Below are 11,726 nucleotides of genomic sequence, written 5' to 3' on the forward strand. Positions count from 1 at the left end.
GGTCACCAGCGCTTTGCCGGAAAGAGGCGGCGATGTCCACGCCCCGGCCGTTAAAAACGGGGACTAAATAGCGAGAGCAAATTCCGGAGGATGAGACGATGAAGATTTTGGTTCTGACACTTGGCGTTGTTCTCCTGCCGTTTGGCGCCGCCGCAGCCGAGGCCGATGCAAACCGGTTCCAGCTGGAGAAGAGCGGCGACCATTTCGTCCGGCTCGACCGGCAGACCGGGGCGATGTCGATCTGCCAGGACAAGGACGGCGCCCTCGTCTGCCGGATGGCGGCCGACGAACGGGCGGCCTATGAGGACGAACTCGACCGGCTTTCCGAACGGGTGACGAAGCTGGAACAGGGCGGCCCCATCCAGCGCGCATTGCCGAGCGATGCCGAGGTCGACCGCTCGATCAGCATCATGGAGAAGATTATGAAGAGTTTCATGGGGATGGTGAAGGAGTTTCAGGCTGAGGAAAAGGCCAATCCCCTTCCGCAGAAGACCTGATCTGATATAGTCATATCACTAGGCATGCATGCAGACGTCGGAGGGGACGGCGGCGCATGCGGGCACGATCGGGCTCTTGGGAGGGAGTTTTCGATGCAGGAACAGACCATCATCATTGCGGACGATCATCCGCTGTTTCGCGATGCGCTGCGCCAGGCGGTCATCGGCATGGAAGGCCGGCAGGCGATCGTCGAGGCCGGCGATTTCGCAGCGGCGCGCCGGGCGGCAGGCGACCATGCGGAGGCCGACCTGATGCTGCTCGACCTCGCCATGCCCGGGGTCAGCGGCTTTTCCGGCTTGATGGCGCTGCGCTCCGAATTCGCCAGCCTGCCGATCATCATCGTCTCGGCAACCGACGATGCGACGACGATCCGCCGGGCACTGGAACTCGGCGCCTCCGGTTTCATTTCAAAATCCGCCGGCATCGACGACATTCGCCGCAGCATCCAGACGGTGCTTGCCGGCGATATCGCCACGCCGGAAAACTACCGCGGCGGCCAGGAGCAGGATCCCGATGTCGCCGACCTGATCCACCGTCTGCATACGCTGACGCCGCAGCAGAGCCGGGTGCTGACGATGCTCGGTGAAGGGCTTTTGAACAAGCAGATCGCCTATGAACTCGGCGTCTCCGAGGCGACGATCAAGGCGCATGTCTCGGCGATCCTCTTGAAGCTGGACGTCGACAGCCGGACGCAGGCAGTCATCCAGCTCGGCAAGATCAACATGGCGATGGTTGCCTGATACGCTAGCGACAACAGGATTTTATTCCTCCCTTGCCTTTACTCAGGCGGCGCGGTCGGTTAATATTACGCGCAGATGAGCCGCGCACTGAATCGGGCGCCTATGCTGTCACACGATCAGATCTGGGGAGCGATCGACAGGCTTGCCGAGCGGCACGAGCTGACGCCATCCGGTCTTGCCCGGCGCGCCGGGCTCGACCCTACCTCCTTCAACAAGTCGAAACGGCTTTCCGCCGACGGGCGGCTGCGCTGGCCCTCGACGGAATCGATCGCCAAGGTGCTCGACGCCACCGGGGCGAGCGTCGAGCAGTTTCTTGCCTTCCTGCAGCCGGATGCCGGTTTTTCGATACAGTTGGCCGGGCAGCGGGCCGCACAGCCTGACGGCGCCTTTCTGCCGCAGGGCAGTTCAATTCCGCTGCTTGGCTTTGCCCAGGCCGGTGCCGGCGGCTTCTTCGACGATGGCGGTTTTCCGGCCGGCCAGGGCTGGGACGTCGTGGAATTTCCGGCGGCTCCAGCGCAGAAATCAGCCGTCTACGCGCTGGAGGTGCAGGGCGAGAGCATGATGCCGCTCTACCGCGACGGCGACGTGCTGATCGTCGAGCCCGGCGCGCAGGTGCGCCGCAACGACCGCGTCGTCGTGCGCACATGCGAGGGCGAAGTGATGGCCAAGGTGCTGCTGCGCCAAAGCCCGCGCACGATCGAGCTGATGTCGCTCAATCCCGAACATCCCAACCGCACCCTTGAGCTTTCCGATGTCGATTGGATCGCCCGCATCATCTGGGCCAGCCAATAGGAAGATATTCCATGCGCCCTGCCGCCGTCTTCACAGGTCTCATAGGCATGGTGGTGGTGGCCGGCCTGCTGATGACGGGTGAAGCAAGGCTGCGGGGCGGCACGGCCGAGGGCGAGCTCGTGTCTGCCGAGGAGACGGCGACCGCGGCGGATCCGCCCGCGCAAGCCGGCGAACCGGCTGGGATTTCGGACGACCGGGCCGAAGTGATCGTCCGCTCGACGGAACCGGCGGCGCGAGCACCGACGCCGCCCTCCCCCGGGCCTGCCGACGGCACGGCGCCCAAACCCGCCGAGAGCGAGCCGCGGGCCGAGACGGCCGCCGGGCAGACGGCAAGTCCAGCCGCGACAAAGCCGATGGAACTGGCGCGGCCGGCAGTCGAAAATGCCGGCCTTCTCTCCTTCGGCGAGCACAAGCTTCAGCTTGCCGGCATCGTGCCGACGCCGGCCGACAAGATATGCGGGCCGGCTGGCCGGCAATGGCCCTGCGGCATGATGGCCAAGACCGCGCTGCGCCAACTGTTGCGCAACCGCAGCATCGCCTGCGATCTCGACGCTGCCGAATGGAAGGAAACGGCGAGCGCCGCCTGCCGGCTCGGCACGCAGGATCTCGGCGCATGGCTTGCCGAAAACGGCTGGGCCGAGGCAGCGGCGGGTTCGCCGCTTGTAGCGGCCGCCGAAAAGGCCAGGCAAGCCGGAAAAGGCCTTTACGGCGACGATCCGCGCCGGAGATGACCGGCGGTCTTGACAGGGAGCAGATCCCTTGCAATGCCGGCTGCCAATTCCCACTCTGGGCTGATCGAAAAAGGAATCAGAGATGAACAAGCCGCTTTCCGCCCATGATGCGCTGATCTACGTGATGGTGATGGCCTCAGCCGTCGACAGCACGATGAACGACCGCGAGATGGAAAGGATCGGACAGCTGATCGGATTCCTGCCGGTTTTCCGGGATTTCGACGACGACAAGCTGATTTCGGTGGCGCGCGATTGCGCCTCGCTGCTGGCCGGGCCCGAGGGCCTTGACGTCGTTCTCGAAACCGTGCGCGACACCCTGCCGGCAAAACTCTACGACACCGCCTATGCGCTCGCCGTCGAAGTCGCTTCCGCCGATCTCTCTGTGAAAGCCGAGGAACTGCGGCTGCTCAGCCTGCTGCGCGACCGGCTCGGTCTCGACAAGCTCACCTGCGCGGCGATCGAGCGCAGCGCCATTGCCCGTTTCCGCAAGGGATAAGCTTTAAGGGTCAATAAAGCCCGTAGGGAAAATAGCGCAGATAGATTTCCTGGAGACGGCCGTTGCGCGACAGCGTGGCGAGCGCGTGGTCGATGGCCGCCGTCAGTAGGCTGTCTTTCTGCCGCAGCATGATCGTCATGCCCTCGCCGAGGAAATGCTCGGAGAGATAGGGCCCGTCGAACAGGGCGCAGCATTTGGCCGAGGCCGGCGAGGAAACCCAGAAGGAAAGCTGAAGCGCATCGGCGAAGGCGGCATCGACCTTGCCCTCCTTGAGTGCCGCAAGCAGAGCCTCCTTGGTGTCGAAGGCCTGAGCCTTGATCGCCGGAAAGAAGGCGGCCAGCATCGCCTCGTGCACCGTGCCCCTGACCACACCGACCGGGTGCGCCGAAAGCGCGGCCGCCGTCTTGCCGTCGAGCGGCACGGCGACATTGCGCACGAAGCGGGCCGGCAGCATCAGATACGGCCGGGAGAAGACGAATTGCCGGCGCAGCTCCGGCGTCACGGCGAGACCGGCGATCACGGCATCGCCCTGCGAGGCGGCGAGCGCATCCTTCAGATCGGCAAAGGGGATCGCCTGGATCTGGCATTTGTCCGAAATCTCCAGCTCGCTGCAGATTTCGCGGGCGAGATCGACGTTGAAACCGGAAAGCTTGCCGTTCTGATCGGTGAAATTGAACGGCGGAAAATCGACCGAGGTCAGGAAGCGCAGGCGGACAAGCGACGAGAGATCGGGCCTCGCCAGACGTTCACGCGCATCGAAAAGCAGCGGCAGCGACGGTGTTGCCTGTTGGGCGGATGCGGCAAAGCCGCAAAACAGAGCGCCCAGAAACAGGTCGAACGCGAGAAGAGCCCTCAGAATCGGAAATGCCTGTTTGGTTTCGATCATCGTGGTCTCGGAGCTAAGCGCGAAGCGTTGCGGCGAGATGTAACAGAGTCATGCGTGGCGGGGAATATCAATGGGCGGGGAGCGAACGACAGTCGCGAACTCATCGGCCTCGCAGCCGCGCGGCAGCTGCCCTCCTTATCCCAAAAATCACCGCGGCGCGGCCCCGCCGTTAGCGCGGAATTAAAGAATATCGCCTCTATTTGTGACGACGACACGGACCCGCCGGCCGATTGCATGATGCATGCGTCAATCCCGCAATAATCCCTGAGTCGCGACGCCGACGCAGCGCTCTGTTTGCAACAATTGATTTCAAAGAACCGGGCGTGCGACGCCCGGTCAACCGGGTGACATTTCCATGTTGAAGCATCTGAAAATCCGCACGAAAATCATATCAGTCGTGGCGCTCCTCGGGCTGATCACGATGGCCGGGCTGGTCTATGTCATCGCCGAGTTCCGCCGTGCGGACGCCGCTTACAGCGCCTTCATCGATCATGAAGCGCTGGCCTCGATGCAGAGTGCGCGCGCCAGCGCCTCGGTGGTGGCCTCGGTGCTGCAGGTGAGCCTCCTTGCCGACATGAAGCCCGATACGCCGGCATTCCAGACGACGCTCGCCACGCCGAGCAAGCTGCCGCAGGCCCGTGAGCGGATGAAAGATGCGCTGGCGCTGGTGCCGAGCCGCAAGCCGGCGATCGACGAAATTCAGGCCGGCATCGATGAGATCGAAACGCTGGCGAACAAGATCATCGAGCAGAGCAAAGCCAAGGACAGCGCCGCAGCGCAGGCGAGCGTTGCCCTGATCAATGCCAAGCTCAATGCGCTGACGCCGAAGATGATCGCCAACAACGATGCGATGATGGCGATGCTCAACGACGGCGGCGACGCGCTTTCGGCTTCGGTCAACGGGCGGATCGTCTTCTGCCTCGTTCTGATCGGCATCGCCGTGCTGCTCGCCGTCGGCTTCAGCGTGGTCGTCGCCCAGATGGGCATTGCCGGCCCGATGACGCAGCTGCGCCTGCGCATGACGCGGCTTGCCGAGGGCGATACCGCAAGCGAGGTCGGCGGGCTCGACCGCGGCGACGAAGTCGGCCAGATGGCCAAGGCCGTCTCGATCTTCCGCGACAATGCGATCGAGCGTGCGCGGATCGAGGCGCGTGCCGAAGCCGACCGCAACCTCAGCGACGGCGAGCGCCGCGAACGCGAGGCGCAGCGGACCCGCGAAGCAGCCGAGCTTGAAGGCGCCGTGACCGCACTCGGCGACGGTCTGCGCCGGCTTGCCGCCGGCGATCTCGGCTCGCATATCGACCAGCCCTTCGTCGCCCATCTCGATGCGCTGCGCGAGGATTTCAACAACTCGGTCGAGAAGCTCAACGAGGCGCTGCATACGGTCGGCGCCAATGCCCGGGCGATCGGCGCCGGCGCCGACGAGATCCGCTCTTCCGCAGACGAGCTTTCCAGGCGGACGGAACAGCAGTCGGCCTCCGTCGAAGAGACGGCGGCAGCACTGGAGGAGATCACCACGACGGTGCGCGACGCCGCCAAGCGTGCTGAGGAGGCAAGCCAGCTCGTCGCCCGCACCCGCCTCGGCGCCGAAAAATCCGGCGAGATCGTCCGCAAGGCCGTTTCCGCAATGCAGCAGATCGAAAAATCCTCGGGCGAAATCTCCAACATCATCGGCGTCATCGACGACATCGCCTTCCAGACCAACCTGTTGGCGTTGAACGCCGGCGTCGAAGCTGCGCGTGCCGGCGATGCCGGCAAGGGTTTTGCCGTCGTTGCCCAGGAGGTGCGTGAGCTGGCCCAGCGCTCGGCCAAGGCGGCCAAGGAAATCAAGGACCTGATCACCAATTCCGGCACGCATGTGCAGACCGGTGTTTCGCTGGTCGGCGAAACCGGCAAGGCGCTCGATTCGATCGTCCAGGAGGTGCAGGAAATCAACCAGCACGTTCACGCCATCGCCGAAGCCTCGCGCGAACAGTCGATCGGGCTGCAGGAGATTAACACCGCCGTCAACACCATGGATCAGGGCACCCAGCAGAACGCGGCCATGGTCGAGCAGTCGACAGCCGCCAGCCACAGCCTGGCGACGGAAGCGACAGCGCTGAACAACCTGCTCGGCCAGTTCAGGCTGACAGGCACCGGCGGCTTCGCCGCTGCCGCACCGATCGCCTCGACCCGACCGCCGGCAGCCGCACCACGCGCCGCCGCGCGCCCAGTGGCCAAGGCACCCGCGGTCCGCGTCGCCCGGGAAGGTGCTGCCCGCCCGACAGCCTCGCCCGCCCGCGCCCTCGGCCAGACGCTTGCCAACGCTTTCGGTGCAACCAACAGCGCGCCGAAAGGCCAGGATGGTGACTGGACGGAGTTCTGAGGCAAATAATACTCCCCGGCGATCGCCGCCTGCCCCTCATCCGGCTGCCGCCACCTTCTCCCCGTAAACGGGGCGAAGGGGGTGTGCCGCGACCTCTCCGTTCCTCGCCAACGTCTCGCAGGGCACGTCCCCTCTCCCCGTTTTACGGGGAGAGGGCTAGGGTGAGGGGCAGTCCACGGGGGCAAATCGAAGTCCATCCTTTTCTCTCAAGCTTCCCCCTAACCCGGCCGCCACCCCACCTCGACGAGAATATTCCCCGGCGCCGTGCAATAGAACAGCCAGCCGCCGCGCATGGCGGCCGGCGGACCTGACAGAACCGCGCCAGCGGCAACAAGCCCGGCATGAACCCTATCGACATCCGCCCTTTCGGGCAGGATGAAGCCGATATGATAGGTCTGTCGCCCTATCTCCACCTGGTCGGCGGTGCCGAACTTGGCGATGGCGTGGCTGAGGACGATTTCGAGGCCGGCATCGTCCTCCATGATCGCAAGGCCATTATGGCCGCGCATACCCTTCAGCCGCAGGCCGAAATGGCGGATGAAGAAATCCGCCGTTTCAGCGATATCGGGTACGTGAAAATCGAGATGGTTCAGGCGCATGACAGTCTCCGTTCAAAAAAATCCCGGGACTGCAATTTGCCGTCTCCGCACGCCGCCGGGATCCCGCATTTGCATGCGGATCACGTCGCGGGTTCTCGTGCCATAGGCTACGGAGCAGAGCTTCTTGAGAGCGCTGATGACGCTCTAGCGGAAGGGATCGGGCTTACCTCAACCGATCCTGCCTTTTTCGACACCGCCGATCTAGCAGACGGCGCCCACTTCGGCAATGGAATAGCCCCGATAGCCGATCACGACGTCCCAAGCAGCGTTTCTCGAAGGATTGAAGGCGGATATGCCGTTTCATCTGGCGAGCGTCATCCGATCGGGAGTAAGGTCGCATCGTTCGGCGCACCGGAAGGGATTGATATGAAACCCGCACTCATCGGCCTGATTGCCACCCTCATCCTCACCGGGTGCAGCACCGCAACCTATAGCGGCCCCGGCCTGGAGCCGATCCCGGGAAGCATCACCTACAACGGCCAGCCACGCACCAAGCTCACCAAATCACCTGTTGGTTCCGCCTTCCCGCATGATTTCATCGACCAGTATGGCCAGCAGGTTGAAGAAACCTACATCATCCAGCCCGACCGGAGCCTGATCATCGCGCACCGCCGGTACAAGCCAATCCGCTTTTTTGGGGATTAGAAGAAGGTCGCTGGAAGAGGTAGCTGGAGCGGGTGAAGGGAATCGAACCCTCGTATTCAGCTTGGGAAGCTGCTGCTCTACCATTGAGCTACACCCGCGATGATGCGAGATTTCCAACAGATGGGGGCCGCTGTCAAGTCGCGGCGCAGCCGTCTCAGATGCGAAAATGCTTCGAGAGTTTGAGGCCCTGCGCCTGGTAGTTGGAGCCGAGGCCGGAGCCGTAGAGGCTGGTCGGTTTTTCCTGCATGTGCTCGTAGACGAGGCGGCCGACGATCTGGCCGTCTTCGAGGATGAAGGGCACTTCGTGGCTGCGCACTTCGAGCACGGCGCGGCTGCCGCGGCCGCCGGCCGGTGCGTGGCCGAAGCCGGGGTCGAAGAAGCCGGCGTAATGGACGCGGAATTCGCCGACCAATGGGTCGAAGGGGGTCATCTCGGCGGCATAATCCGGCGGCACATGCACGGCCTCGCGCGAGACGAGGATATAGAATTCGTCCGGATCGAGAATCAGTTCGTTGCGGCCGCGGCTATAGAGCGGTTCCCAGAAATCGAAGATGTCGTGCTGAGCTTTCTTGTCGACATCGACGACGGCGGTGTGGTGTTTGCCACGGTAGCCGATCAGGCCGTCTTCATCCCCGGCGAGGTCGATCGACAGCGCGATGCCGCCGCCCGATACGTTCGGCTGCTTGCTGGCGACCAGCGTTTCGCTTTCATGCAGCTTCAACAGTTCCGGCTCACCGAGCAGGGCCTGGCCGACGCGGAAGCGGATCTGCGACAGGCGCGAGCCGCGGCGCACGACGATCGGGAAGGTGCGCGGGCTGATTTCGAGATAGAGCGGGCCGGAATAGCCTGCTGGGATCTTGTCGAATTCCTGAGCGTAATCGGTGATGACGCGGGTGAAGATATCGAGCCTGCCGGTCGAGCTCTTCGGATTGGCCGAGGCCGACATGCCGGCCGGCAGCGCCAAGCTCTCCATCAGCGGCACGATATAGACGCAGCCGGTTTCGAGCACGGCGCCTTCGGAAAGATCGATCACATGCAGGCTCAGCCGGTCGAGCTTGTCCGACACCAGATGCGAAGGGCCGGGCATGAAAGAGGCGCGCACCCGAAAAGCCTTGGCGCCCAAGCGCAGATCAAGGCTTGCCGGCTGGATCTGGTCGCGGTCCAACTCGCGCTCGGAGATCAGCCGCCCCGTTTCGAACAGCGCCGAGATCGCGCGGTCCGCCAGAATTCCCGTTTCACGAGCCATCATGCCCCATCCATCATTTGCCGCCGACAAAACCAAATACGGGGAATTGACGCAAGCAGCTAACAGCAGTATTGCAGAATTATCCCGTGGTGATTTGGCCGGTCGGCTTGCAGCCACGTTAAACAAGTGGCTAAAAAGACCGGGTTGAAACCGGTCTGCTTTTGCGGCCGGTTTTTTTGTTATGTGAAGGTGATGGCATGAGCAAGACCTGGCGCCCGGCAACGCAACTCGTCCACGGCGGAACCTTGCGTTCGCAATATGGCGAAACATCCGAGGCAATCTATCTCACGCAGGGCTTCGTCTACGAGACGTCGGAAGCGGCCGAAGCCCGCTTCAAGGGCGAGACGGACGGCTACATCTATGCCCGCTACGGCAGCCCGACCAACGACATGTTCGAAAAGCGCATGTGCATGCTGGAAGGCGCGGAAGACGCCCGCGCCACCGCATCCGGCATGGCGGCGGTCAGCGCAGCCATCCTCTGCCAGGTCAAGGCGGGCGACCATATCGTCGCCGCGCGCGCTCTCTTCGGCTCCTGCCGCTGGGTGGTGGAAACATTGGCGCCGAGATACGGCGTCGAGTGCACGCTGGTCGACGGCCGGGATCTTGCCAACTGGGAAAAGGCAATCCGGCCGAACACCAAGGTGTTCTTCCTGGAAAGCCCGACCAACCCGACGCTCGAGGTGGTTGATATCGCCGGGGTCGCCAAGCTCGCCAACCAGATCGGCGCCAAGGTCGTCGTCGACAACGTCTTTGCGACGCCACTCTTCCAGAAGCCGCTGGAGCTCGGCGCCCATATCGTCGTCTATTCCGCCACCAAGCACATTGACGGCCAGGGCCGATGCCTCGGCGGCGTCGTGCTTGCCGACAAGGACTGGATCGACGAGAACCTGCACGACTATTTCCGCCATACCGGCCCAGCCATGTCGCCGTTCAATGCCTGGACGCTGCTGAAGGGCATCGAGACGCTGCCGCTGCGCGTCAAGCAGCAGACTGAGAATGCGGCGAAGATCGCCGATTTCCTCGCCGGGCAGAACAAGGTCGCCAAGGTGATCTATCCCGGCCGCAAGGACCATCCGCAGGCCGACATCATCGCCAAGCAGATGACCGGCGGCTCGACCCTCGTCGCCTTCGAATTGAAGGGCGGCAAGGAGGCGGCCTTCGCGCTGCAGAACGCGCTCGATATCGTCAAGATTTCCAACAATCTCGGCGACAGCAAGAGCCTGATCACCCATCCGGCGACGACGACGCACAAGAACCTGACGGAAGAGGCGCGCGCCGAACTCGGCATCTCCCCGGGCACGGTCCGCCTTTCGGCCGGCATCGAGGATACCGACGACCTGATCGAGGATTTCGCCAAGGCGCTTGCCAAGGTCTCCGCCTGATCGCACCCATGGCGGCCGGACCCCTCTCGGGTTCGGCACGCCACGTTGGGATAGGCCAGACCTCACTGCGGTCCGGCCGGGGAACAAGTTCGGCGGTGCCGGCGTTCGGAAGTGAAATTAACACTGTCAATTAGGCTTAACGATCGAAACAGCTTGGATCAGGACCGTTTTAGTCACGATCAACGTTCCGTTTCTTGACGGACAGCGCCTCTTATAAGATACGGGTAACATATCTTGACTAAGGTGCAAGGCATGTATCGCGCCCTCACAAAAGATATCGAAGTCGTCGTCGAACCATTCTATCTGGAGGAGCAATCCGATCCGGAAGACGATCGCTATGTCTGGGGTTACCGGATTGTCATCAGCAACAATTCCGCCATCGCCGTTCGCCTGGTCAACCGCTACTGGAATATCACCGACCAGAACGGGCAGGTGGACGAGGTGACCGGCCCGGGCGTCGTCGGCGAACAGCCGCGGCTCAGCCCCGGCGACACCTACGAATATTCCTCCGGCTGCCCGCTCGACACCCCCTCCGGCCTGATGTTCGGCCATTACCAGATGGAAACGGATGAAGGCGAGATGTTCGATGTCGACATCCCCGCCTTCTCGCTGGATTCACCGGGGCTGTTGCGCGTGCTCAACTGACGTATAGGTTCGCGGTCGCTTCGTCGTGCGAACACGAACGCCGTGCCTGCCGCATGAGTCCTCGGGCTTGCCCAGTCATCAATCGACTAAAGGTCAAAAGGATCCGAGGCTTGGGTGCCTGGCTTTGCTTCGAACGGATCTTTTGATTGTGGCGGCCCCGCCTGTTTTATGACCGCATCGTTTACCGCCTTTTGGCAGGCGAGCAACTCATCCGCTGCCCTCTCGGAATCTTTCAAACCGAGGGCAACAATCTCTTTTCCGTTAAAGCGGGCGCGGAAACTCAGTTTGCCAGCGAACTCCTCAATCAAGTCGGTATCGTCGGTATCGATCCACAATGATTTGAGGCCGTCGAGATCCAGACCTCTCGCATCAGCCGTCCATTGAGTCTGGTCTAACGAGAGTTCGATGGGATAATGCTTACCTTTCTCCAAGGATTTCCAGTTCGGATTTCCGAGCAGAATGTACAGAGGTTTGTCCTTTTGTCGGAAATTGAAGCCAAGACGAAAAATGGTGTCGTCATCAAAGGACGTCAGAACAAAACAGCCATTGTCTAAAGTCGGGTCGACAGCCACGGTCCAGCCCCCGACCTCTTTCCATTGGATTGCCTTATCATCAGCCAAGCCAATTCGTGGCATCGCAGCCATGAGAGCGACTACGAAATAAAAAATGCGCATGAAGTCCCATCCCCGAACCAATTGGAT

Annotated in this window: 13 protein-coding genes, 1 tRNA gene and 1 riboswitch; of the genes, 9 read left to right on the plus strand and 5 right to left on the minus strand. The window is 62.6% G+C overall.

Annotation, left to right across the window (positions count from 1 at the left end; all coding sequences use genetic code 11):
- Positions 1 to 98: 98 nt before the first annotated feature.
- The 5 genes from ACS4RS_RS04850 (at position 99) to ACS4RS_RS04870 (ending at position 3,257) form a co-directional block, all read left to right on the plus strand.
- Positions 99 to 497 carry a hypothetical protein gene (locus ACS4RS_RS04850; RefSeq protein WP_439008493.1) on the plus strand — a complete coding sequence of 133 codons (399 nt, stop codon included), beginning with the start codon at positions 99 to 101 and terminating at the stop codon, positions 495 to 497.
- A 93-nt stretch (positions 498 to 590) separates the two neighbouring features.
- The gene (locus ACS4RS_RS04855) at positions 591 to 1,238 is read left to right on the plus strand and encodes a response regulator (RefSeq protein ID WP_184693219.1); all 648 of its coding nucleotides are present in this window, start codon (positions 591 to 593) and stop codon (positions 1,236 to 1,238) included.
- Between the two features lie 102 nt (positions 1,239 to 1,340).
- A complete protein-coding gene (locus ACS4RS_RS04860) occupies positions 1,341 to 2,030 on the plus strand; it encodes a S24 family peptidase (protein ID WP_439008491.1) in 690 nt (229 codons plus the stop codon).
- A gap of 11 nt (positions 2,031 to 2,041) precedes the next feature.
- Entirely contained in the window at positions 2,042 to 2,761 is a 720-nt protein-coding gene (locus ACS4RS_RS04865; protein ID WP_439008490.1) for a thermonuclease family protein, read from the plus strand.
- An 82-nt stretch (positions 2,762 to 2,843) separates the two neighbouring features.
- Complete coding sequence (locus ACS4RS_RS04870) at positions 2,844 to 3,257, plus strand: tellurite resistance TerB family protein (RefSeq protein ID WP_003570543.1); 414 nt, start codon at positions 2,844 to 2,846, stop codon at positions 3,255 to 3,257.
- 10 nt (positions 3,258 to 3,267) lie between these two features.
- Here ACS4RS_RS04870 and ACS4RS_RS04875 read toward each other — a convergent pair whose 3' ends face one another.
- Complete coding sequence (locus tag ACS4RS_RS04875) at positions 3,268 to 4,143, minus strand: transporter substrate-binding domain-containing protein (RefSeq protein WP_439008488.1); 876 nt, start codon at positions 4,141 to 4,143, stop codon at positions 3,268 to 3,270.
- A 355-nt stretch (positions 4,144 to 4,498) separates the two neighbouring features.
- On the opposite strand from ACS4RS_RS04875, the gene ACS4RS_RS04880 reads away from it, so the two are divergent.
- Complete coding sequence (locus ACS4RS_RS04880; protein WP_439008487.1) at positions 4,499 to 6,508, plus strand: methyl-accepting chemotaxis protein; 2,010 nt, start codon at positions 4,499 to 4,501, stop codon at positions 6,506 to 6,508.
- Positions 6,509 to 6,726: 218 nt separating this feature from the next.
- Here ACS4RS_RS04880 and ACS4RS_RS04885 read toward each other — a convergent pair whose 3' ends face one another.
- A complete protein-coding gene (locus ACS4RS_RS04885) occupies positions 6,727 to 7,107 on the minus strand; it encodes a VOC family protein (RefSeq protein ID WP_439008486.1) in 381 nt (126 codons plus the stop codon).
- Between the two features lie 366 nt (positions 7,108 to 7,473).
- Here ACS4RS_RS04885 and ACS4RS_RS04890 point away from each other — a divergent pair, with 366 nt between their 5' ends.
- Entirely contained in the window at positions 7,474 to 7,752 is a 279-nt protein-coding gene (locus tag ACS4RS_RS04890) for a hypothetical protein (protein WP_439011751.1), read from the plus strand.
- A gap of 24 nt (positions 7,753 to 7,776) precedes the next feature.
- On the opposite strand, the gene ACS4RS_RS04895 is transcribed toward ACS4RS_RS04890, so the two are convergent.
- Positions 7,777 to 7,850: transfer RNA gene (locus ACS4RS_RS04895), tRNA-Gly, on the minus strand.
- A gap of 56 nt (positions 7,851 to 7,906) precedes the next feature.
- A complete protein-coding gene (locus tag ACS4RS_RS04900; protein ID WP_439008484.1) occupies positions 7,907 to 9,001 on the minus strand; it encodes a 2'-deoxycytidine 5'-triphosphate deaminase in 1,095 nt (364 codons plus the stop codon).
- A gap of 73 nt (positions 9,002 to 9,074) precedes the next feature.
- Positions 9,075 to 9,153, plus strand: a riboswitch (SAM riboswitch).
- A gap of 42 nt (positions 9,154 to 9,195) precedes the next feature.
- Here ACS4RS_RS04900 and ACS4RS_RS04905 point away from each other — a divergent pair.
- Both ACS4RS_RS04905 and apaG read left to right on the plus strand, forming a co-directional pair.
- Positions 9,196 to 10,380 carry an O-succinylhomoserine sulfhydrylase gene (locus ACS4RS_RS04905; protein WP_439008483.1) on the plus strand — a complete coding sequence of 395 codons (1,185 nt, stop codon included), beginning with the start codon at positions 9,196 to 9,198 and terminating at the stop codon, positions 10,378 to 10,380.
- A 252-nt stretch (positions 10,381 to 10,632) separates the two neighbouring features.
- Positions 10,633 to 11,025, plus strand: a complete 393-nt coding sequence (apaG, locus tag ACS4RS_RS04910) for a Co2+/Mg2+ efflux protein ApaG (RefSeq protein ID WP_003588769.1) — start codon at positions 10,633 to 10,635, stop codon at positions 11,023 to 11,025.
- Between the two features lie 86 nt (positions 11,026 to 11,111).
- Here apaG and ACS4RS_RS04915 read toward each other — a convergent pair whose 3' ends face one another.
- Positions 11,112 to 11,699, minus strand: coding sequence for a hypothetical protein (locus ACS4RS_RS04915; RefSeq protein WP_439008482.1), 588 nt, complete (start codon positions 11,697 to 11,699; stop codon positions 11,112 to 11,114).
- Positions 11,700 to 11,726: the final 27 nt, after the last annotated feature.

This window comes from Rhizobium sp. F40D2 (assembly GCF_051810745.2).
In the GTDB taxonomy this organism is placed as follows: Bacteria; Pseudomonadota; Alphaproteobacteria; order Rhizobiales; family Rhizobiaceae; genus Rhizobium.